This is a genomic window from Kitasatospora sp. NPDC051914 (assembly GCF_040680995.1).
In the GTDB taxonomy this organism is placed as follows: Bacteria; Actinomycetota; Actinomycetes; order Streptomycetales; family Streptomycetaceae; genus Kitasatospora.
Map to the genome: position 1 here is coordinate 93,621 of NZ_JBFAXX010000006.1, position 22,038 is coordinate 115,658.

General features: G+C 74.0%; 16 protein-coding genes and 1 pseudogene. 9 read left to right on the top strand and 8 right to left on the bottom strand.

All coding sequences use genetic code 11. The annotated features are described in order from the left end of the window. Positions 1–39: 39 nt before the first annotated feature. From AB0M03_RS06380 to AB0M03_RS06410, 7 genes are all read right to left on the bottom strand, one after another. Entirely contained in the window at positions 40–1,302 is a 1,263-nt protein-coding gene (locus AB0M03_RS06380; protein ID WP_363489038.1) for an aminoglycoside phosphotransferase family protein, read from the bottom strand. Between the two features lie 89 nt (positions 1,303–1,391). Beyond that, complete coding sequence (locus AB0M03_RS06385) at positions 1,392–2,813, bottom strand: sugar porter family MFS transporter (RefSeq protein ID WP_363489040.1); 1,422 nt, start codon at positions 2,811–2,813, stop codon at positions 1,392–1,394. Between the two features lie 139 nt (positions 2,814–2,952). After that, the gene (gene egtD / locus AB0M03_RS06390; protein WP_363489042.1) at positions 2,953–3,924 is read right to left on the bottom strand and encodes an L-histidine N(alpha)-methyltransferase; all 972 of its coding nucleotides are present in this window, start codon (positions 3,922–3,924) and stop codon (positions 2,953–2,955) included. Continuing rightward, on the bottom strand, positions 3,921–4,787 hold the full coding sequence (gene egtC, locus AB0M03_RS06395) for an ergothioneine biosynthesis protein EgtC (RefSeq protein ID WP_363489044.1): 867 nt from the start codon (positions 4,785–4,787) through the stop codon (positions 3,921–3,923). Before egtC ends, egtD begins: the two co-directional genes overlap by 4 nt. Continuing rightward, positions 4,787–6,103 (bottom strand): ergothioneine biosynthesis protein EgtB, encoded by a 1,317-nt coding sequence (egtB, locus tag AB0M03_RS06400; protein WP_363489178.1) that lies wholly within the window; start codon positions 6,101–6,103, stop codon positions 4,787–4,789. The genes egtC and egtB overlap by 1 nt, the downstream gene beginning before the upstream one ends. Further along, complete coding sequence (gene egtA / locus AB0M03_RS06405; RefSeq protein WP_363489046.1) at positions 6,100–7,428, bottom strand: ergothioneine biosynthesis glutamate--cysteine ligase EgtA; 1,329 nt, start codon at positions 7,426–7,428, stop codon at positions 6,100–6,102. Before egtA ends, egtB begins: the two co-directional genes overlap by 4 nt. Before the next feature lie 99 nt (positions 7,429–7,527). Further along, positions 7,528–8,658 (bottom strand): aminotransferase class I/II-fold pyridoxal phosphate-dependent enzyme, encoded by a 1,131-nt coding sequence (locus tag AB0M03_RS06410; RefSeq protein ID WP_363489048.1) that lies wholly within the window; start codon positions 8,656–8,658, stop codon positions 7,528–7,530. Positions 8,659–8,799: 141 nt separating this feature from the next. Here AB0M03_RS06410 and AB0M03_RS06415 point away from each other — a divergent pair. Continuing rightward, a pseudogene (locus AB0M03_RS06415) lies at positions 8,800–10,290 on the top strand (glycoside hydrolase family 6 protein); the annotation flags it as partial. A 70-nt stretch (positions 10,291–10,360) separates the two neighbouring features. On the opposite strand, the gene AB0M03_RS06420 reads toward AB0M03_RS06415, so the two are convergent. Beyond that, positions 10,361–12,148, bottom strand: a complete 1,788-nt coding sequence (locus tag AB0M03_RS06420) for a glycoside hydrolase family 15 protein (protein WP_363489050.1) — start codon at positions 12,146–12,148, stop codon at positions 10,361–10,363. 163 nt (positions 12,149–12,311) lie between these two features. On the opposite strand from AB0M03_RS06420, the gene AB0M03_RS06425 reads away from it, so the two are divergent. The 8 genes from AB0M03_RS06425 to AB0M03_RS06460 all read left to right on the top strand — a co-directional run bounded on the left by AB0M03_RS06425 (position 12,312) and on the right by AB0M03_RS06460 (position 22,036). Then, positions 12,312–13,118, top strand: coding sequence for an SAM-dependent methyltransferase (locus AB0M03_RS06425; RefSeq protein ID WP_363489052.1), 807 nt, complete (start codon positions 12,312–12,314; stop codon positions 13,116–13,118). Then, entirely contained in the window at positions 13,115–15,241 is a 2,127-nt protein-coding gene (locus tag AB0M03_RS06430; protein ID WP_363489054.1) for an EAL domain-containing protein, read from the top strand. Before AB0M03_RS06425 ends, AB0M03_RS06430 begins: the two co-directional genes overlap by 4 nt. Positions 15,242–15,534: 293 nt before the next feature. Beyond that, complete coding sequence (locus AB0M03_RS06435) at positions 15,535–16,368, top strand: glycosyltransferase family 2 protein (protein WP_363489056.1); 834 nt, start codon at positions 15,535–15,537, stop codon at positions 16,366–16,368. After that, on the top strand, positions 16,368–17,678 hold the full coding sequence (locus tag AB0M03_RS06440) for a glycosyltransferase (RefSeq protein ID WP_363489058.1): 1,311 nt from the start codon (positions 16,368–16,370) through the stop codon (positions 17,676–17,678). The genes AB0M03_RS06435 and AB0M03_RS06440 overlap by 1 nt, the downstream gene beginning before the upstream one ends. Further along, positions 17,675–18,913 (top strand): glycosyltransferase, encoded by a 1,239-nt coding sequence (locus AB0M03_RS06445; protein WP_363489060.1) that lies wholly within the window; start codon positions 17,675–17,677, stop codon positions 18,911–18,913. The genes AB0M03_RS06440 and AB0M03_RS06445 overlap by 4 nt, the downstream gene beginning before the upstream one ends. Then, entirely contained in the window at positions 18,910–20,283 is a 1,374-nt protein-coding gene (locus AB0M03_RS06450) for a hypothetical protein (RefSeq protein ID WP_363489062.1), read from the top strand. The genes AB0M03_RS06445 and AB0M03_RS06450 overlap by 4 nt, the downstream gene beginning before the upstream one ends. Beyond that, entirely contained in the window at positions 20,280–21,227 is a 948-nt protein-coding gene (locus AB0M03_RS06455) for a glycosyltransferase family 2 protein (RefSeq protein WP_363489064.1), read from the top strand. The genes AB0M03_RS06450 and AB0M03_RS06455 overlap by 4 nt, the downstream gene beginning before the upstream one ends. Continuing rightward, a complete protein-coding gene (locus AB0M03_RS06460) occupies positions 21,224–22,036 on the top strand; it encodes a polysaccharide deacetylase family protein (RefSeq protein ID WP_363489066.1) in 813 nt (270 codons plus the stop codon). Before AB0M03_RS06455 ends, AB0M03_RS06460 begins: the two co-directional genes overlap by 4 nt. Positions 22,037–22,038: the final 2 nt, after the last annotated feature.

Sequence of the window (22,038 nt, forward strand, 5' to 3'; positions counted from 1 at the left end):
AACTGCGGGCCGTCCAGGAGGACTTCGTCTGTCGGCTGTTCAACGGCCCGGGGCGCTGAGACCGATCGGCGCTCCCTGTCTCCGGTCGGTCCCGAGGCCCGCGGCCGCCGCCAGCGCGGCCCGCACCTCGGAGGCCGGATCGCCCTCGTGGTAGATCCGCTCGCTGCGCTCGATGCCGTCCAGGAACTCCTGGTACCGCACCGCGTACCCCAGGTGCATCAGCGGTGCCGCGAGCTCCAGGGCCCGCAGCGGGTCCGAACCGGGGGCCGCCGCCGACCAGGCGGCGGCCCACACCGTCCGGACGTCCGCCCAGCGCTGCTCGCCCAGGAAGTCCTGCGGCCGCAGCCCGTCGAAGGCCGGATGCCCGAAGAAGGCGTCCGAGAAGTCGACCAGCACGGTGGCGCAGCCGTCCGAGCGGTAGTTGCCCGGGTGGAAGTCGCCGTGCACCAGGGTGAGCGGCAGCCCGCAGGCGTCCAGCTCGTCGATCGCCGCGGGCAGGCCGTCCAGCAGCGCCCGGGCCCGCCCGTGCTCCTCCGCCGACAGGTCGTCCAGCCGGGGGAGCAGCTCCCGGGCCTGCGCCAGCACCCGCCGCGGCGAGCGGTCGCGCAGCCCGTGCGACGCAGGGTCGGCGGCCAGTGCCGCGGCCAGCCCGGCCTGTACGGCGACCGTGCGCCCGACCGCGTCCAGCATGGCGTCCTCGGGCAGTCCCCAGCAGTCCACGCCCGGTACGTGCTCCAGCAGCAGGCGGCCGGGCGCCGCGGCGATCACCCCCGGCACCAGGGCCGGGTCCACCGAGGCGACCAGGGCGATCGGCCGGTGCTCGTCGGTGCCGAACGGTGGCGTGGTCTTCAGCCAGGCCGGCCCGTCCGCGGTGGGGATGCGGACCAGGCCCGACAGGTTCCAGGTCTTCACCTGCTCGGCCGGGCCGGTCGCCGGGCGGCCGCAGCCGCGGAGCGCCTCCTCGGCCCAGGCCAAAGCCGCCCGCAGACCGTCCGCGGTGGCCCAGGCGGCCCGCAGCGGGTCCTCGTCCAGCCGGACGCTCCCCTCCTCCAGTACGGCCTCCGGGCGGCGCAGCGCCTCCGCGTGGTACACCACGTGCCCGCCCCGCCCGGCCTCCCCGCCCTCGACGGACACCAGCCGCAGCACCAGCACCGGCACCCCCAGCCGCTGCTCCAGCCCCCGCGCGACCGGCCCGACCTCCTGCCATCGCGGATGGTCCACCGGAAACGGCCCGACCTCCCCCAACCGCTCCCCGCCGAAGGTCACCACTGCCGTCACACTGCGCCGCACGCTCTGATCCACCCGCGCATTGTGACGACCCCTCACCCACCCCACCACCGAATTACGCAAGCCCTCAGGGGCCCCTGCGGCTCACCGCTCCCCGGCGGCGGTCAGCCCATGTCCTCCAGGCGGACGCCCTTGGTCTCCTTCATGAAGCGGGCCACGAAGAGCATCGAGCCGAGCGCGAAGGCGGCGTAGACCGCGTAGGTGGCGGAGAGGTTCCACCGGGACATCGCCGGGAAGCTGACGGTGATCGCCCAGTTCGCGACCCACTGGGCGGAGGCGGCGACCGACAGTGCGGCGGCGCGGATGCGGTTGGGGAACATCTCGCCGAGCATCACCCAGACCACCACGCCCCAGGAGAGCGCGAAGAACAGCACGAAGAGGTTGGCCGCGACGAGTGCCACCGTGCCCTGCAGGTCGGGCAGGGTGACGTCGTCGCCGGTGCCGGTGGCCGAGGAGAACGCCCAGGCCGCCGCGCCGAGCGAGAGCGCCATGCCGGCCGAGCCGATCAGCGCGAGCGGCTTGCGGCCGATCCGGTCGACGAGGAGGACGGCGATCGCGGTACCGGCGATGTTGATCACCGAGCCGACGAAGCTGATCAGCAGCGAGTCGCTCTGGTCGATGCCGACCGACTGCCAGAGGATCGACGAGTAGTAGAAGATCACGTTGATGCCGACGAGCTGCTGGAACACCGAGAGCCCGATGCCGACCCAGACGATCGGCAGCAGGCCGAGGCGGCCGCCGAGCAGGTCGCGGAAGCGCGGCCGGTGGTCGGCGGCGATCAGCCCGCGGATCTCGGCGATCCGGGCGTCGGTGTCCGTCCCGTCGCCCTCGACCTGGCGCAGCACGGTGCGCGCCTCGTCCAGCCGGCCGGCGGAGATCAGGTAGCGCGGGGACTCGGGGATCGCAGCGGACATCACGAAGTAGAGCACGGCGGGCAGCACGCAGATGCCGAGCATCCACTGCCAGGCCTCCAGACCGAGCAGGCTGCCGCGGGTGTCGCCGTCGGCGGCCTCGGCGAGCACCCAGTTCACCAGCTGCGACACGGCGATGCCGAGCACGATGGCGGCCTGCTGGAAGGAGGCGAGCCGGCCGCGGTACTCGGTCGGCGCGACCTCGGCGATGTAGGTCGGGGCGATCACCGAGGCGATGCCGATGGCGGCGCCGCCGAGGACGCGCCAGGCGGCGAGGTCCCAGGCGGAGAACGGCAGCATGGAGCCGACGGCGCTGATCGCGAAGAGCACGGCCGCGGCCTTCATCACCCGGATGCGGCCGTAGCGGTCGGCGAACCGGCCGGCCAGGGCCGCCCCCAGGGCGGAGCCGAGCAGGGCGGAGGACACGATGAGCCCGGTGACGCCGTCCCCGATCCCGAACCTGCCCTGGATGCCGGAGACGGCGCCGTTGATCACCGAGCTGTCGTAGCCGAACAGGAAACCGCCGAGCGCGGCCGCGGCCGCGATGAAGACGACGAACCCCAGCCGGTCGGGGGCCTGGCCGCGAGCCGCTACGGGCTGTTGGGTGACGCTCACGATCTCTGACTCCTGTGTACTCGACATTGAGGGAGGCGTCAGGATCGTACCCTCGGCCTGTTCATCACATGTACGCATTATGCGGACAATGGGACAAACCGAGCCGGCCAAACGTTCAAGAGATGAATTGTATGATGATTCAGACGGGCTCCGAGAGCGACAGCCCGAACCGTCCCGCGGCGTCCGTCCACCAGTGCGTCAGCCGCATCCCGGCCGCCGACAGCTCGTCCGCCACCCGCTCGCGGCGGAACTTCGCGGAGACCTCGGTGCGGAGCTCCTCACCGGCGTCGAAGTGCACCGGCAGGTCGAGCACCGGGATCTTCACCGTCTGGTCGCGCACCGAGCGCAGCCGCATCTCGATCCACTCCTGCTCGGTGTCCCAGAGCGCCACGTGCTCGAAGGCGTCCGGGTCGAAGTCGGCGTCCAGCTCCCGGTCGAGGACGTTCAGCACGTTCTTGTTGAACTCGGCGGTCACCCCGGCGGAGTCGTCGTACGCGGCGACCAGCACCGCCGGGTCCTTCACCAGGTCGGTGCCCAGCAGCAGCGCGTCGCCCGGCTCCAGTGCGGCCCGCAGCGTGCGCAGGAAGCCGGCCCGCTCGGCGGGCACGAAGTTGCCGAGCGTGCCGCCGAGGAAGGCCACCAGCCGGGGCCCGCCGCCGGGCGGCAGGCCCAGCCCCTGGGTGAAGTCGGAGAGCACCGCGTGCACGTCGGTGCCCGGGTAGTCGACGGCCAGCGCCGCGCCCGCCGCCTCCAGCGCGCTCTCGCTGACGTCCACCGGCACGTACGCCTCCAGGCCGCCGAGCCCGATCAGCGCGTCCAGCAGCAGCCGGGTCTTCTCGGACGAGCCGGAGCCCAGCTCCACCAGGGTGCGGGCCCGGGTCAGCGCGGCGATCTCGGGGGCCCGTTCGGTGAGGATCTCCCGCTCGGCCCGGGTCGGGTAGTACTCGGGCAGCCGGGTGATCTCCTCGAACAGCTCGCTGCCCCGCGCGTCGTAGAACCACTTCGGCGGCAGCCACTTGGGACTCGCGGTCAGGCCCCGCTGCACGTCGTGCCGTAGCGCGTGGCTGAAGTGGTCGGCGGGCAGCAGGCGGGTCAGGTCGAAGGTGCTCACGGCGAGTCGTCCTCTCGCGTCGGGCCGTCGCTCTTCCGCGTCGGGCGGCTGATACCTCGTGCGGGTCGGTCGTTCTCGGATGCGGGCTCGTCGTTCTCGGGTGCGGGGCCGCCGATGTCGGACCAGGGCCGGTCGACCGGGTGCAGGGTCACACCCGCCGGCCCGGCCAGCAGCAGCGTCCGGTCGGGGACCTCGACCCAGCCGGGTACGTCGTCGTACGGCTCGGAGGCGACCACCGTGCCCGGCCCCGAGCGGTGGAAGAGGGTGTCGCCCCAGGCCGTCGCGGCGATCGAAGTACCGTCGGTGACGAGCAGGTTGAGCCGGCCGTCGCCGTACTTGGCGGCCTCCCGGACGGTGTCCGCGACGGCCTCGCCGAGCTCGGCGCCCGTCCGCAGCCGGGCCAGCAGCAGCGCGAACAGCAGGGCCGAGTCGCTGCGCGCCTCCAGTGCCATCAGGTCCGCCGGCGGCAGGGTCGCGGCGAGCGGCCCGTATCGCTCCGGCCAGCCGGGCAGCGCGCCGTTGTGGCTGAACAGCAGCCGCCCGGAGGCGAACGGCGCGGCGGCCGCCTCGCCCGGCGCGCACCCCGCGGTGGCCGAGCGGACGGCGGCCAGCAGCGCCCGGGTGCGCACCACCCGGGCCAGGTCGGCGAGGTTCTCGTCCGCCCAGATCGGGCCGGCCCGCCGGTAGCGGGCGGGCCGCTCGTCGCCGCCGGCGTACCAGCCGATGCCGAAGCCGTCGGCGTTCACCGTGCCGTACCGCTGCCGCCGGGGCGCCCAGGACTGCCGGACCAGCCCGTACGGCGGGTCGAACAGCAGGGCGCCCAGCGGGAGTTCGCCGCCCAGGTAGGCGAGGTGTCGGCACATCAGGCGTCCTCCGCGTCACGGGCGGTGCGGAAGCCGGAGAAGATCTGCCGCCGCACCGGGTAGTCCCAGTTGCGGAAGGTGCCGCGGCAGGCCACCGGCGCCACCGCGAACGAGCCGCCGCGCAGCACCTTGTACTCCGGGCCGAAGAACACCTCCGAGTACTCCTTGTACGGCCACGCGGTGAAGCCCGGGTACGGCAGGAAGTCGCTCGCCGTCCACTCCCACACGTCGCCGATCAGCTGCCGGGCGCCGCAGGGCGCGGCCCCGGCCGGGTAGCTGCCCGCGGGGGCGGGCTGCAGGTGCCGCTGGCCGAGGTTGGCGTGCTCGGCGGAGGGCTCCTGGTCGCCCCACGGGTAGCGGCGGGAGCGTTCGGTGGCCGGGTCGTACCGGGCGGCCTTCTCCCACTCGGCCTCGGTCGGCAGCCGCCGCCCGGCCCAGCGGGCGTAGGCGTCGGCCTCGTACCAGCTGACGTGCAGCACCGGCTCGTCCGGCGGCACCGGCTCGACGGTGCCGAAGCGGCGGCGCAGCCACTGCCCGCCGTCCCGGCTCCAGAACAGCGGCGCGCTCAGCCCGGCCTGCATCCGGTGCGTCCAGCCCTCGGCCGTCCACCAGCGCGGGTCCAGGTAGCCGCCGTCGGCGATGAACTCCTGGTAGGCGGCGTTGGTGACCGGCGCGGTGTCCAGCCGGAAGGCCGGCAGGTCGACCTGGTGGGCGGGCCGCTCGTTGTCCAGCGCCCACGGCTCGGTGTCCGTGCCCATGATGAACGGGCCGGCGGGGACGAGGACTTCGGCGGGCAGCCGGTCGGCGGCGGCCGGCGGGGGAGGGGCGGCGAGCACCGCCGCGCCCTGCCGCAGCTGGTGCGTGATCAGCATGGTCTCGTCGTGCTGCTGCTCGTGCTGGGCGATCATCCCGAAGGCGAAGCCCGCGTCCAGCAGCGGCGCGCCCTCCAGCGGGCTGGCCTCCAGCAGGTCGAACACCCGGCCGCGGACCTCGTGCGCGTAGCGGCGGGCCTCGTCCGGCGGCAGCAGCGGCAGGCCGGGCCGCTCGGCACGGGAGTGCTCGAAGGCGTCGTAGAGCGGGTCGATCTCGGGGTGCATCGGGTCGTGGCCGCCGACGTTGCGCAGCAGCCACAGCTCCTCCTGGTTGCCGACGTGCGCGAGGTCCCAGACCAGCGGCGACATCAGCGGCGAGTGCTGCGCGGTGAGGTCGCGGTCGTCGACGCAGTCGGTGAGTGCGGCGGTGCGGTCGCGGGCGGTCTGCAGCTCGGCGGCGATCGCCTCGCGAAGGACCGCGGGGTCGGTGCGGTCGGCGTTCAGCACGGTGCGTCCTCCTCCACGGCGGGGCGGCGGCCGGCCCGGACGGCCTCCAGCTGGTCGTCGGCCGGGCAGCGGCCCCGGGCGGGGTAGCGGTCGGCGTACTCGTTCAGGGCGCGGCGCAGCTCGGCGGCCTCCGGCCGGCGGGCGAGCGCCCGGTCGGCGGCGGCGAAGCAGGCGAGCGCCGCCCGGCGCAGTTCCGGGTCGGCGGTGGCGAGGGTGGCCGCGCGCCGCCAGAGGCTGCAGCGCGGCGGCGGGAGGGCGCCGTCGTGGTCCAGCGGTTCCAGGGCGGCCAGTGCGGCGTCCGCGGCGGCCCGGTCGTCCAGCAGCGCGGTGACCAGGACGAGCGGGACGAGCCAGCCGTCGCCGGGCTGGGCGTCGATCATCCGCAGTTCCAGGTGGCCGCGCGGCCGGACGGGCGGGAAGAGCGTGGTGCGGTGGTACTCGAGGTCGGCGAGGGTGGCGGGCCGTTCGCCGGCGCCGCGCAGCCAGTGCCGGAAGGTCAGACCGGGCGGGGCCGTCCAGGGCCGCCCCTCCGGGCGGCGGATGCACAGTACCCGGGCGTCCAGCACGTACCGGGCCCAGGCCTCGCGGGGGTCGCCGTCGGGCGGCGGGGCGAGGGTGCGGGTGGGGTCCATCCGGGACCACACCACCTGCCGGCTGGACCGGAAACCGGTCGGACGGCCGTCCAGCAGGGGGGAGTTGGCGAAGGCGGCGACCAGTACGGGGCCGAGCCGGTGGACCAGCCGCCAGCGCCCGGCCACGGCGGACTCGGTGCCGGCGTCCACGCAGACCTGGACGGAGGCGGTGCCGGTCATCATGATCTCGCCCCAGGGCCCGGCCCGGTCGAAGAAGGTCTGCATCGCCCGGTAGCGGGGGTGTTCGGCCTGCATCCGGCGGGTCCTGGCCAGCGGGTCGGTGCCGCTGCCGGTGAGGCGCAGGCCCTCGGCGGCCAGTGCGGTCCGCAGCGCGGCCTGGTCGCGCAGCAGGTCGGCTGCGCAGGCGGCGGGGGAGTCGGCGGGCCGGGAGCTGAGCTCGACCTGGCCGCCGGGTTCGCGGGTGAAGCGGGAGCCTGCGGGGAATCGCGGGCCGTCGGGGTCCTGCGGGAGGGCCGCGAGGGCGGCCGAGGTGCGCTCGGGGGCGACCGGTTCGTCGGGACATCGGCTGTCGTGGACGAACCACTCCGCCTCCACCCCGACGAGGGCGGGCGGCCCGATCTTGAAACATATGCCGGCCAGATGGGTCTCGGCGGACGCCTCGGTCAGGGGCGTCACGCTCAGTGCCTGACTCTGGTTGTCGGTGGTGCGCTGCGGGCTGACGGGTATCACCGGACTCACCATCCCTCGGTACGCGGCTGCGGCCCGGTTGTTCCTGCTCAGTCTGCTACGTGGCAAACATCGCCGCCGCCCCACGCAGGTCAGGGCCGGTCAGCGGCATGCCAACCGACTCAGTGCGATTTCCAGCACCGGAAGCGGAAGGGCGTAGTTCAGCCGCAGCAGGCCGGGTCGGGGTGCGCCGAAGTCGGCGCCGTCCGCCAGCTCCACGTCACGCTCCGTCATCGCAGCCTCCCTCGCCCGTTCGGACGGCAGGCCGAGTGCGGCCCCGTCGAGCCACATCACGTAGGAGGCCCGGGGGCGGACGAGCACGGCCGGGCCGAGTGCGTCGAGGGCGAGATCGCGGGCTTCGACGAGGTGCTGCAGCAGGCCGTCCAGCCACGGCCCGCCGTCGGTGAGCGCGGCCCGCTGGACGGTCTGCTCCAGCAGCCCGCCGGCCCACACCCCGAAGGCGGCGGCCTGTTCGGACAGCCGCGCGCGCAGCCCGGCGTCCGGGACGAGCAGCCAGCAGCTGGGGATGCCCGAGGTGTTGAAGGTCTTGCCGACCGAGCCGACGGTCACGGTGTGCCCGGCGGCGTCCGGGTCGGCGACGGCGACTGCGACGGGGTGGCGCAGGCCGTGGTCGGGGTGGACGAGGTCGCCGTGCACCTCGTCGGAGACCAGCAGGCCGCCCTCGGCGGCGGCGAGTGCGGCCAGCCCGCGGATCTCCTCGGCCGTCCGCAGCCGCCCGGTCGGGTTGTGCGGGCTGCTCACCAGCAGCACGCCGGGGCGCAGCGCGGCGAAGCCGTCCAGCGGCAGCCCGTAGGAGTCGTCGGCGTGCCCGGGCGGGACGGCCTCGAACGGCAGCCCGGCCGAGGCGCACAGCCCGGCGAAGCCGCCCCACTCCGGTGCGGTGGCGGCCGCCGTCCGGCCGCGGATCCGCGGCGCGGCGGCGTCGAGCAGCAGCCGCATCGCGGTGCGCGGGCCGCAGGGCAGGCAGAGCACCCAGTCCGGGTCGATCGCGGTGCCGTGCCGGCGGCGGTACCAGTCGGCGACCAGCTGCGGCGCGCCCGGGTCGGCCGCCGTGTAGCCGTACGCGGGGTGCCGGGCGCGGGCGGCCAGCGCGGCGCCGATCGCGGCGGGCCCGGGCAGGTCCATGTCGGCCAGGCCCAGGGCGATCCTGCCCTGCCCGGCGCGGGCCCATTTGATGCTGCCCGTCCCGCTGCGGTCGAAGACCTCCGGCACGCCCGCTCCCTCCGTCCGGGCCCCGGCGGGCCCCGCCCCTCCACGCTACGAGAGGCGGCCGGGCGGCGGGCGGTGTCCGCCGGAATGCCGCGGGCGCCCGCGGCTCGGCCTCAAGGGGGAGCGCTCCCACAGTAATTCAGGATTCGCATCGTCAACGTCATCGAGCCGGACTCGCTGCCGAACCTGGTCACCAACGCGGGCGGCACCGCCGGTTCGACCGAGGCGTGCGCCACCATGAAGGCGAACGGCAACTACGAGGCCGGTGTCGGGTACGCCCTGCACACGCTCGGTGCGATCCCGAACGTCTACAACTACATCGACGCCGCGCACCACGGCTGGCTCGGCTGGGACTCCAACATGGGCCCCGCCGCGACCGAGTTCAAGAAGGCTGCCACCACCGGCGGCGCCACCGTCAACGACGTGGCCGGCTTCATCGTCAACACCGCCAACTACAGCGCGCTGACCGAGCCGAACTTCAAGGTCACCGACTCGGTGAACGGCACCACCGTGCGCCAGTCGAAGTGGGTCGACTGGAACTACTACGTCGACGAGCTGACCTTCGCCCAGGCGCTGCGCACCAAGCTGGCCGGCGAGGGCTTCAACAGCAACATCGGCATGCTGATCGACACCTCCCGCAACGGCTGGGGCGGCACCGCCCGTCCGGCCGGTCCGGGCCCGCTGACCTCCGTGGACGCCTACGTCGACGGCGGCCGGGTCGACCGCCGCATCCACGCCGGCAACTGGTGCAACCAGAGCGGTGCCGGCCTCGGCGAGCGCCCGACCACCGCGCCCGCGACGGGCATCGACGCCTACGTGTGGGCCAAGCCCCCGGGCGAGTCGGACGGCGCCAGCCAGGTGATCCAGAACGACGAGGGCAAGGGCTTCGACCGGATGTGCGACCCGACCTACACGGGTAACGGTCGCAACGGCAACAGCATGTCCGGCGCCCTGCCGAACTCGCCGCTCGCCGGCGCCTGGTTCTCCGCGCAGTTCCAGCAGCTGCTCGCGAACGCCTACCCGCCCGTCGGCGGCACCACCACCGACACCCAGGCCCCGACCGTCCCGTCCGGTCTGACCTCGCCGACGAAGACCTCCAGCAGCGTTTCGCTGTCCTGGACGGCCTCGACCGACAACGTCGGTGTCACCGGGTACGACGTGTACCGCGGCACCACCCTGGTCGGCTCGACCGCGACCGCCTCGTTCACCGACACCGGTCTGACCGCCTCCACGGCGTACAGCTATACGGTCAAGGCGAAGGACGCGGCCGGCAACGTCTCGGCGGCCTCCTCGGCCCTGTCCGTGACCACCTCCGGCGGCAGCACCGGCTCCGGCTGCACCGCCACCTACAAGGTGAGCAGCGACTGGGGCGCCGGCTTCAACGCCGACGTCACCGTCACCAACAGCGGCACCACGGCGATCAACGGCTGGAAGGTCACCTGGACCTTCGGCGGCCAGCAGAAGATCTCCAACCTCTGGAACGGCAGCTACACCCAGACCGGCCAGGCGGTGACCGTCACCAACGCGGGCTACAACGGCGCCCTCGGGGCCGGCGGCTCCACCGGCTTCGGCTTCGGTGCGAGCAACACGGGCGGCAGCAACGCCGTCCCGACGCTGACCTGCACCGCGCTCTGATCCGCACCGCGAACTGATCGGCCGCCCTTCTGCATGGGTGGTGCCCCAGTGCCCCTGACCTGCCGCCTGCTCAAGCTGCCGCGGCGGACAGCTCGAAGGCCGAGTTGACCAGTGCCACATGGCTGAACGCCTGTGGCATGTTGCCAAGTTGGCGCCCCTCCAGCGGGTCCCACTCCTCGGCGAGCAGTCCGACGTCGTTGCCGAGCGAGACCAGCCGGACGAACAGCTCGCGCGCCTCGGCGGCGCGGCCGATCGCGCCCAGAGCGTCCGCCAGCCAGAACGAGCAGGCGAGGAAGGCCCCTTCGGAGCCGGGCAGGCCGTCGGTGCCGGAGGAGGTGGAGTAGCGGCGGATCAGTCCGCCGTGGTCCAGCTCGGTGCGGACGGCCTCCACGGTGCGGGTCACCCGCGGGTCGTCCGGCGACAGGAAGCCGCTCTTCACCACGAAGAGCGAGGCGGCGTCCAACTCGCTGCTCCCGTAGTCCTGGACGAACAGGCCGCGGCGGCGGTCGACGCCGTTCTCGCACACATCGGCGTGCACGGCGTCGCGCATCTCCCGCCAGCGGTCCACCGGGGCGGGCAGGCCGGTGAGTTCGGCCATCTTCAGGGCGCGGTCCGCGGCGACCCAGGCCATCACCTTGGAGTGCACGAAGTGCCGCCGGGCGCCGCGCACCTCCCACAGGCCCTCGTCGGGTTCGGCCCAGTGCTTCTCCAGGAAGGCCATCAGTGTCCGCAGCAGGCTCCAGACCTGCCGCTCCATCGGAATGCCGGCCTGCAGGGCGAGGTGCATGGTGTCCACCACCTCGCCGTAGACGTCCAGTTGGAGCTGGCGGACGGCGACGTTGCCGAACCGCACCGGCACCGAGCCGTCGTACCCGGGCAGCCAGTCGGCCTCGATCTCGGGCAGCCCCCGCTCGCCGGCGACGCCGTAGACGGCCTGCAGGTCGCCGGGGTCGCCGGCGATGGCACGCAGCAGCCACTTGCGCCAGGCGGACGCCTCCTCGCGGAAGCCGCCGCGCAGCAGCGCGGAGAGGGTCATGCTGGAGTCGCGCAGCCAGCAGTAGCGGTAGTCCCAGTTGCGGATGCCGCCGATGTCCTCGGGCAGCGAGGCGGTGGGGGCGGCGACGATGCCGCCGGTCGGCTCGTAGGCGAGCGCCTTGAGGGTGATCAGCGAACGGAGGACGGCTCGGTGCCATTCGCCGCGGTAGCGGCAGCCGGCCGCCCAGTGTTCCCAGCCGTCGAGGGTGCCGGCCAGCGACTGCACCGGGTCGGAGCGCGGGGTGGAGTGCAGGTGGGAGGGCTGCCAGGTGAGCACGAAGGGCACCCGGTCGCCCGCCCGGACGGTGAACTCGGAGGTGGTGCAGCCGTCCTGGCCGTAGGTGTGCACGCCGGGCGGCACCCGGAGCCAGGCGGAGTCGGGGCCGGCGACGGCGACCCGGTGGTGCTCGGTGCGGCGCACCCAGGGGTGGACGCGGCCGTAGTTGAAGCGCAGCCGCAGTTCGCCGCGCATCGGGACGGTGCCGTTGACGCCTTCGACGATCCGGACGAGCTGGGGGACGCGTTCGCGGTGCGGCATGAAGTCGACGACCCGCACGGTGCCGTCCGGGGTGGCCCAGATCGACTCCAGGACGAGGCTGTCGCCGAGGTACTGCCGGCGGGTGCACTCGCCGGCGACGGACCCGCCGACGGCGGCAGGGGCGAGCCGCCAGGCGCCGTGCTGTCGGTCGCCGAGCAGGCCGGCGAAGCAGCTGGGGGAGTCGAAGCGCGGCAGGCAGAGCCAGTCCACCGAACCGTCCCGGCCCACCAGGGCGGCGGTCTGGAGGTCACCGATGAGGGCGTAGTCCTCGATGCGTCCGGCCATCACGACCATTGTCCGCCGAACGTGTCAGGAACCGCGCGGCGTAAGGAATCCGGGGCGCCCACCGCTGGAGCCGGGAACTCCTGTTCCGCTTGCAGTGAAGATCAGATCATAGGAAAATCATGTCGAGTTGTTGTCTCATGCCTGAGCCGGAGGGGGTGCCGTCATGCGGCAACCGAACTGGGTGCCCGCCGGAACGGATCTCGAGAGGCCCAACGCGGCCCGCATGTACGACTACTACCTGGGCGGCTCGCACAACTTCGAGGCGGACCGGCAGATGGCGCGCAAGGCGGTCGAACTCTGGCCGGAGCTCCCGCAGATCATGCGCGCCAACCGGGCCTTCCTGCGCCGTGCGGTGCAGTACCTCGCCGAGTCCGGCATCACCCGGTTCCTCGACATCGGCTCCGGCATTCCCACGTTCGGCCCAGTCCACGAGGCCGCCCGGGCCGTCGCACCCGACGCCCGCGTGGTGTACGTCGACAACGACCCGGTCGCGGTGGCGCACAGCCGCCTGCTGCTGGAGGGCGACGCGGCGTGCAGCGTCGTCCAGGCCGACCTGCGGAACACCGACGACCTGCTGGACCGGCCCGAGGTGGCCGACCTGCTGTCGGCGGGCGAGCCGGTCGCCCTGCTGCTCGTCGCCGTCCTGCACTTCGTGCCCGACTCCGACGACCCGCACAAGCTGGTCGCCGCCCTGCGCGACGCGCTGCCGCCCGGAAGCGCCCTGGTGCTCTCGCACGCCGGCCTGGAGGGCCGTCCCGACCAGGCCGGGTCGCACCAGGACCTCTACAAGCGCACCCCCACCCCGCTGACCATGCGCAGCCGGGACTCCATCGCGGCCTTCTTCGACGGCTTCGAGCCGGTCGAGCCCGGCGTGGTCTACCTGCCGGAGTGGCACCCCGACGCACCGGGGACGGTCGGCCCGCATCCCGAACGGATGACGGGTCTGGCCGGCGTCGGACGACTGCCGTGAACGACGGGCTGCCGGCGGGATCCGGCAGCATCGAGGGCCTGCGCGACGAGTGGACCCGGCTCCTCGGCGGAGGCCACGGCGGCGCCGTCCACCCGCGGGTGCTGGACAGCCTCGTCGAACGCACCGCCGGCCTCTTCGACCGGGCCGTCGGCTCCCGGCCCTTCGACCCCGGCCCGGCCCGGCAGGCCGGCGCGCTGCTGGTCGACGCGCACTTCACGGACCCCGAGGTGCTGGCCAGGGCGGTCGAGATCCTGCACCGGCTGCCGGCCGCCAACGGCTGCGGCCCGATGCTCTCCGGCGCCTTCGCCGCGGGCTGGGCGGCCGCGCTGCGCGAGCGCACGCTGCGCGAGCAGGAGTCGATCCGGCTGGCCGCCGACACCGCCCGGCACGGTGTGGAGCGGGCGCTGCGCGAGTCGGAGGCCCGCTTCCGCGCGCTGTTCGAGAGCGCGGCGATCGGCATCGGCATCGGTGACGTCGAGGGCAACATCCTGGCGGTCAACAAGGCCATCGGCGACATCTTCGGCGTCGGCGCGGAGGACATGGCCGGCCGCAGGGTCGGCGACCTCGTCCACCCCGAGGACACCCCGGGCGTCTGGGAGGCGTACGGCGACCTGATCAGTGGCAAGCGGGAGTACTTCCAGGTCGACAAGCCGTACTACCGGCACGACGGCGAGGTGGTCTGGACGCACCTGACCGTCTCGCTGATCCGCGACGCGGACGGCGTGCCGAAGTACCAGGTCGCGATGCTGGAGGACATCACCGACCGCTACCGCCTGCAGGAGCGGCTGCGCCACCAGGCCACCCACGACCCGCTCACCGGGCTGCCCAACCGGGCGGCGTTCTTCGAGCGGCTGGAGCGGCTCTTCGAGGACCCGGAGCCGGGCGCCAGGTTCGGCCTCTGCTACGTGGACCTCGACGGGTTCAAGGTGGTGAACGACAGTCTCGGCCACGACATGGGCGACCAGCTGCTCACCGCCGTGGCCAGCCGGCTGGACGCCGCGCTCACTCCGCTGGGGCACCTGGTGGCCCGGCTCGGCGGCGACGAGTTCGTGGTGCTGCTGGAGAACTGCCGGGGCGAGCAGGAGGCCGTGGCGGCCGCCAAGACGGTGCTCGCGGCCCTCGCCAAGCCGGTCATCGTCGGCGACCACAAGCTCGCGGTCGGCGCCAGCGTCGGCGTGCTGGAGCGCAGGGTCGCCACCACCACCCCGGGCGCCGCCGTCCGGGCCGCCGACCTGACGCTGTATCGGGCCAAGGAGGCCGGCCGCGGGCGCTGGACGCTCTTCGACCCGAAGGAGAACGCCCGCGCGGTCAGCCGGTACGCCGTCTCCGTGCGCATGCCCTCCGCACTGGACCGCGGGGAGTTCTTCATCGACTACCAGCCGCTGGTCAACCTCGCCGACGGCTCGCTGGCCGCAGTGGAGGCGCTGGTGCGCTGGCGCCACCCGCAGCTCGGGGTGCTCGGACCGGAGGAGTTCGTCGGCACCGCCGAGGAGACCGGGCTGATCATGCCGCTCGGCCGGTGGGTGCTGGAGCAGGCCTGCGGCCAGGCCGCCGACTGGGTCCGGCGGTTCGGCGACCGGGCCCCCCAGCTCAACGTCAACCTGGCGGTCCGTCAGGCCCGCAACGCCGGATTGGTCGCCGACCTCGACCGTATCCTGCGCACGAGCGGTCTGCAGCCGGGGAAGCTGCAGCTGGAGATCACCGAGTCCACCGTGGTCGGGCCCGAGGACGAGGCGCTGAAGTCGCTGCACGGCCTGGTCGACCTCGGCGTCTCGCTCGCCGTGGACGACTTCGGCACCGGCTGGTCGAACCTCGCCTACCTGCGCGACCTGCCGGTCTCCGGGCTGAAGATCGCCGGCTCCTTCGTCGGCGACCTGCACGACCCGGCCAAGGACACCCACCTGGGATGGCGGATCGTCAGCGGTCTGGTCTCGCTCGCGCACACCCTGGGGCTCACCGTGACCGCCGAGGGCGTGGAGAACCGGGCCGACGCCGAGCGGCTGCGGCTGATGGGCTGCGACTGGGCGCAGGGCTGGCACTTCGGCCGACCGGTGCGCCCCGGCGAGATCGCCCGCCGGATCGCCGAGGCCAACCTGCCGGAGGCGATCGACCTCGCCGAGTGACGGGCCGTCCGGCTGCGCCCCGAAAATCGGAGAAAACGGACAAAAGCCCTTGACTCGGCGTGACCGCCGTGAGGATGATGGCTCCAACCGGTACCGCAACGGCGGGATGCCAGGTACCGGCCGTCACCGTCGGCGCCGCGTGCGCCCGAGACGACCGACGCATTAGAGGGGCGGGCCCGGGGGGCTCACCGAGGCCGCGGGGGGCGCAGCCCGAGCGTCGTTGATCCGTCTCCATCACATCACCCTGCGGGCACCCCTGTGCCCTGCGCCGCCTCCCGAGAGGCCCGCCCGCGATGAGCAGCACTGCGTCTTCCGACCCGTACCAGCCGCACCCGATCCGCAACGGCCGGCCCATGCGCCGTGCCACCGACCGGCCGGACGGCGCACCGCAGCCCCTGCGCCGGGCCGAGGACTTCGCCACCCGGCACACCGTCAGCCTGGTCGTGCCGGCCCACAACGAGGCCCGCAACATCCCCTGGGTGTTCGAGCAGATCCCCCGTTGCGTGGACGAGGTCATCCTGGTCGACGGCTCCTCCAGCGACGCCACCCTCGCCATGGCGCGGCACTGCCTGCCGACCGTGCGCAACGTCCAGCAGACCGCCCCGGGCAAGGGGAACGCCCTGCGCACCGGCTTCGCCGCCGCCACCGGCGAGTACATCGTCATGATGGACGCCGACGGCTCGATGTGGCCCGGCGAGATCCCGCACTACCTGCACTTCCTCGACAACGGGTACGACTTCGTCAAGGGCTCGCGCTGCATCGCCGGCGGCGGATCGCTCGACCTCACCCGCATCCGCGCGCTCGGGAACCGCGCCCTGATCGCCGTGGTCAACCGGCTGTACCACACGGTGCTGACCGACCTCTGCTACGGCTACTGCGCGTTCAACCGCAACTTCCTCGACGAACTCCGGTTGCGCTCGTCCGGCTTCGAGATCGAGGCCGAGATGATCGCGCACGCCCTCCGCTCGGGTCTGCGCATCGCAGAGGTCCCGAGCCTCGAACTTCCCCGCCGCAGCGGTCGCTCGCACCTCCACGCCGTCTCCGACGGTCGGCGGGTGCTGCGGACGCTGATCGCCGAGCGTCCCGGTGCAAGGTCCGCGGCGCCCGTTGCTGTGGGGGAGCGATGATGAATGGCTACGACCGGCGCACCCCGGCAGCCTGCCCGCGCCCTGCCGCCCGCGAATCGCTCTACACCCCCGTCCAGGTGGTCGAGCTGGACCTGGACGAGCCGGGGCGGCTGCACGCGCCCGGCGGTCTCGGCCCCGTCGACCCGGACGGCCGCGTGTTGGCGTTGGTGCGACTGCACGGACACCCGCTCGGGTTGGTCGAAGCCACCGGCACGGCAGGCGATCCCGCCACGCTGCGCCGGGCGCTGGTCGAAGCCGCTCACCGGGAACTGCGCGTTCCCTCCCTGTCCACCGCGACACCCGCGGCGCGTCCCCGCCGGACCGGGCCGCCGCGGGTGCCCGCGGACCCGCCGACCGTCACCGTGGTGGTCTGCACCCGCAACCGCCCGCACCTGCTGCGCCGCTGCCTCGACTCGCTGCTGCGCACCGACTACCCGTACGTCGAGGTGGTCGTGGTCGACAACGCACCCGACGACGACGACGCCCGGGAACTGGTCCTGGGACGGTACGCCGATCGGGTCCGCTACCTGCGCGAACCGGTGCGGGGCGTGGCCCGGGCCCGCAACACCGGGCTGGCGGCGGCCCGCGGCGAGATCTGCGCCTTCGCCGACGACGACCTCGTCGTCGACCGCGGCTGGGTGACCGCCCTCGCCGAGGCCTTCCGGGCCGACGACCGGATCGCCTGCGTCACCGGCCTGGTGCTGCCCGCGGAACTCGACACCGCGGCCCAGGCCGCCCTGGAGAGCTACGGCGGCTACTCCCGCGGCTTCGCGGCCCGCAGCTGGTCGGCCCGCGACGAGGACGCCGACCCGCTGCAGCGCTTCTCCGCCGGCCGCTTCGGCTCCGGAGCCAACATGGCCTTCCGGACGGAGGTGCTGCGCTCCGTCGACGGCTTCGACCCGGCCACCGGCGCCGGCACCCCGGCTCGCGGCGGCGAGGAGCTCTACGCCTTCTTCTCCGTCTACAACAGCGGCCACGACATCGCCTACCAGCCGGAGGCGATCGTCTGGCACAGCCACCCGCGCACCGACGAGGCGCTGGCCCGGCAGATCTTCAACTTCGGGGTCGGCTTCGGCGCGTACCTGACCACCGCGGTCGCACACCGGCCGGACGTGCTCGCCGACCTGCTCCGGCGGCTGCCCCGGGGCCTGTGGCGCTGGCAGGTCGCCCGCCGCCGGCGCGCGGCCGGGAACCGCGGCCCCGAACCGGTGCCCGGACTCGGCCGGCGGGAGCTGCAGGGCCTCGTGTACGGCCCCTTCGGATACCTCTGCAGCGTCTGGCACCAGCGCGGTGCACGGATCGGAGCGTGATCACCGTGATGACCCCCGCCGCCACCGTACTGCCCGACCCGCCGACCGCGATCCTCGACCTCGACCTGGCCCGCCCCTCGGAGCTGAAGGTCCCCGGAGGCGCGGCCGCGCCGCCGCCCGCGGGCGGCCCCGTGCTGGCCCTCGTCCGGCGGCACAGCCACCCGCTCGGCATGGTCACCGCGACCGCCGCCCCCGGGGACACCTCGGGGCTGCGGGCCGCCCTGCTCGCCGCCGGCACCGGACTGGGTGCCACGCCGGTCGTCCCGCCGCCGACGGCCGCCGCCACGCCCTCGCTCACCGTGATCGTCTGCACCCGCGACCGCACCGAACTGCTCCCGCCGTGCCTGGACGCCCTGCTGCAGGCGGCACCCGCCGCCGCCGAACTGCTGCTGGTCGACAACGCCCCCAGCGACCTCGCCACCCACGACCTGATCCGCGACCGGTACGGCGACCGCATCCGCTACCTGTGCGAGCCCGCGCCCGGAGTCTCGCGGGCCCGCAACACCGGCCTGGCGGCCGCCACCGGCGAGGTGTGCGCCTTCACCGACGACGACACCCTGCCGGACCCCGGCTGGTTGCGCGCCCTGCTGGAGACCTTCCGGACCGACGCCCGGATCGGCTGCGTCACCGGCCTGGTCCTGCCCGCCGAACTGGACACGCCCTCCCAAGTGGCCTTCGAACGCCACTGCGGCTTCTCCCGCGGCTTCGCCCCGCGCATCTGGTCGCTCGCCGACCAGGGCGGCGACCCGCCCGTCCCCTACACCGTCAGCCGCTTCGGCACCGGCGCCAACATGGCATTCCGCACCGAGGCCCTGCGGGCGATCGGCGGGTTCGACGAGGCCGCCGGCGCCGGCACCCCGACCCGCGGCGGCGAGGACCTGCTGGCCTTCCTCGGCGTCCTCACGGCCGGGCGCCTGGTCGCCTACGCGCCCGACGCGCTGGTCTGGCACCGCCACCGCCGCACCCCGTCGGCCCTCCGTGCCCAGGTGTACGGCTACGGCGTCGGCTACGGCGCCTTCCTGGCCGCCGTCCTCGTCAACCGCCCGGCCATGCTGGCCGACCTCGTCCGCGGCCTGCCGGCGATGCTTCCGCTGGCCCCGGGCCGGCGCCGTCCCGACAAGGAGCCGGCCCCGCGCGAACTCGTCCGGCTGCAGTGCCGCGGTCTGCTCGTCGGGCCGCTCAGCTACCTCGTCAGCCGGGGACGCCGGCGGACACGCGGCGGTGCCCGGCCGTGATACCGGAACTGACCCGCCGCACCGCACCGGCCCGCGCGTGCTCGTGCCCGCTGCCGCTGCCCTGCGAGTGCACCTACCGCGCGCTGCTGCGGGCCCGCGCCAGGGCCGTGCTCCGGCGGACCGCGGGCGAGCCGCTGCTGCGCAACGGGCACATCCTGGCCGCCAGCGCGGTGCTCGCAGCCGGGCTCGGCGCGCTGTTCTGGATCTTCGCCACCCGCTGGTACAGCGCCGAGACCGTCGGCACCAGCTACGCGGCGCTCTCGGTCGCCGCCCTGATGTCCGCCCTCGGCCGGTTCAACCTCGGCGACGTCCTCGTCCGGTTCGTCCCGCGGGCCGGCCGGCACACCGGGCGGCTGGTGCTGAAGTGCTATGCGATCGCCGGCGTGTTCAGCGCACTGGCGGCCTGCGGCTTCCTGCTGCTCATCCCGGTCGTCGCCCCCGGTCTGGACTTCCTGCGCGCACCGCTGCTCGGCACCGCCTTCGTGATCGCCGCCGCGGGCTACTCCATCTTCGACCTCCAGGACGGCGCCCTCACCGGCCTGCGCCGCACCGGCTGGGTCCTCGGCGAGAACGTGATCTTCGCCGTCGCCAAGGCCGGCGCCCTCGCCGCCTGCGCCGCCCTCGCGATCGGCACCGGCATCCTCACCGCGTGGGCCGGCGCCCTCGTGCTGGCCATCCTGGTCGCCAACTCCGTGCTGTTCCGCCACGCCATCCCGGCCCACCAGCGTGCCGACCGCGAGGGCGCCCCGATGCCGGGCCGGGTGAAGCGCTACGCCACCGCCGACTACCTGGGCAAGCTCGCCGGCATCACCACCTACACGGTGCTGCCGCTGACCGTGCTCGCCCACCTCGGCGCCGCCCAGAACGCGTACTACTCGCTGGCCTGGATCATCGCCGACACCTTCAACATCGCCGTGCTCAGCATGGGTTTCTCCCTCGTCGTCGAGGGCGCCCACGCTCCGGAGCGGCTCCCCGAGCTCGCCCGGCGGATGCTCCGCCACGCCGGGCTGCTGGTGCTCGCCGCCACCACCGTCGTGGTGGTCACGGCGCCGTGGATCCTCTCCCTCTTCGGCCCGGACTACGCCCGGTACGGCACCCCCGTCCTGCGGCTGATGGCCGTCGCCTCGCTGCCCACCGTCCTGATCATCGTCGCCATCGACGTCGCCCGGGTCCTGCGAGACCTCCGTCTGCTCATCGGTGTCCAGGCCGCCCAGTGCGTCCTGACCGTCGGCCTCACCTTCGTCCTGCTGCCGATGTACGGGCTCGCCGGCGTCGGTCTGGCCTGGCTGCTCGCCTGCTGCGCCGTCGCCGTGCCGTTGCTGCTCACTCTGCCACGCTGGATGAGGGCCCCTGAAGGGAGTCGGGCATGACCACCGCCCCGGACGCACGGACCAGCCTGTCGGTCGTCATCTGCGCCTACACCCTGGACCGGTGGGACGACCTGTGCGCCGCCGTGGACTCCGTCCGCGGCCAGTACCGGCCCCCGGAGGAACTGCTGCTGGTCGTCGACCACTGCCCCGAGCTCGCCCGCCGCGCCGAACGGCAGTGGCCCGGCGTCCGGGTCGTCCGCAACGAGCAGCGCCGCGGCCTGTCCGGGGCCCGCAACACCGGCGTCCGCGCCGCCCGCGGAGACGTCGTCGCCTTCCTCGACGACGACGCGGCGGCCGCGCCCGACTGGAGCAGCCGCCTGCTGGCCGGCTACCGCGACCCGGAGGTGCTCGGCGTCGGGGGGCTCGTCCGGCCGCGCTGGGAGACCGGCCGGCCCGGGTGGTTCCCCGGCGAGTTCGACTGGGTGGTCGGCTGCTCCTACCACGGCCTTCCCGAACGGCCGGCCGCGATCCGCAACTTCACCGGCGCCAACATGTCCTTCCGGCGCGCCGAGACGGTCTCCGCCGGCGGCTTCCGGCTCGACCTCGGCCGGATCGGCACCCGACCGGTGGGCTGCGAGGAGACCGAGTTCTGCCTGCGGCTGGCCGCCCGCCACCCCGAGGCGGTGCTGCGCTACGAACCGGCCGCCGTCGTCCACCACCACGTGCCGCCCGGTCGGGCCACCTGGGCCTACTTCCGGGCCCGCTGCTACGCCGAGGGCCGCTCCAAGGCCGTCGTCGCCCGGCACACCGGCCCGCGGCCCGCCCTGGCCTCCGAGCGCCGTTACCTGCGGCACACGCTGCCCTCGGCCGTGCTGCGCAGCCTGCGCCGGGCCGACCTCCGCTCCGCGGGTGCGCTCTGCGCCGGGACGGGGATCACCCTGCTGGGCTACACCGTGGGACGCGCCGCCCTGCTGCTGCCCCGGCCGGCGAGGAGCCAGCGATGAGAGCCGTCCCCGTCTTCCTGTACCACTCGGTCTCGGACGACCCGCCGGACTGGCTCGCGCCGTACACCGTCTCCCCGCGGATCTTCCGGGAACAGCTCGACCGGATCGCCGACGCCGGCCTGACCGTCGTCCCGCTGCGCCGGCTGGTCGCCGCCCTGCACGGCGGCCCGCCGCCGCCCCCGAACGCCGCGGTGCTCACCTTCGACGACGGCTACGCCGACTTCTACTGGACGGTCGCCCCGATCCTCACCGAACGCGGCCTGCCGGCCACCCTCTACGTGACCGTCGGTGCCGTCCACCCGCCCGGCGGCCGCCCCACCGGCAGCCTGCTGCCCGACACGCAGATGCTCAACTGGCGGCAGGTGGGCACCCTCGACGCGATCGGCGTGGAGATCGGCGGCCACTCCCAGACCCACGCCCAGCTCGACACGGTCTACGGCCAGCGGCGCACCGACGAGATCGTCGGCAGCAAGAAACGCCTGGAGGACGCGGTCGGGCACCCGGTGACCGCCTTCGCCTACCCGCACGGCTACTCCAGCCCCGCGGTGCGCCGCCAGGTCCGCGCTGCCGGCTGGACGTCCGCCACCGCCGTGGAGAACAAGTTCAGCTCCGCGACCGACGACCCGATGCGGATCTGCCGGCTGATGGTCCGCAGCGACACCCCGGAGAGCGTCTTCGACGACTGGACGGCCGGTCGCGGCAGCCGCATCGGCCCGATCCGGGAGAGCCTCTACACCCGCGGCTGGCGGGCCTACCGCCGGTTCACCCGTGCCATCGGCACCCCGGTCGGAGGTCCGCCCAAGGACTGACC

Coding starts and splice junctions, on each gene's coding strand:
- AB0M03_RS06435 (WP_363489056.1), top strand. CDS start 15,535: ATGAGCAGCACTGCGTCTTCCGACCCGTACCAGCCGCACCCGATCCGC.
- AB0M03_RS06425 (WP_363489052.1), top strand. CDS start 12,312: ATGCGGCAACCGAACTGGGTGCCCGCCGGAACGGATCTCGAGAGGCCC.
- egtC (WP_363489044.1), bottom strand. CDS start 4,787: ATGTGCCGACACCTCGCCTACCTGGGCGGCGAACTCCCGCTGGGCGCC.
- AB0M03_RS06460 (WP_363489066.1), top strand. CDS start 21,224: ATGAGAGCCGTCCCCGTCTTCCTGTACCACTCGGTCTCGGACGACCCG.
- AB0M03_RS06455 (WP_363489064.1), top strand. CDS start 20,280: ATGACCACCGCCCCGGACGCACGGACCAGCCTGTCGGTCGTCATCTGC.
- AB0M03_RS06420 (WP_363489050.1), bottom strand. CDS start 12,148: ATGGCCGGACGCATCGAGGACTACGCCCTCATCGGTGACCTCCAGACC.
- AB0M03_RS06440 (WP_363489058.1), top strand. CDS start 16,368: ATGAATGGCTACGACCGGCGCACCCCGGCAGCCTGCCCGCGCCCTGCC.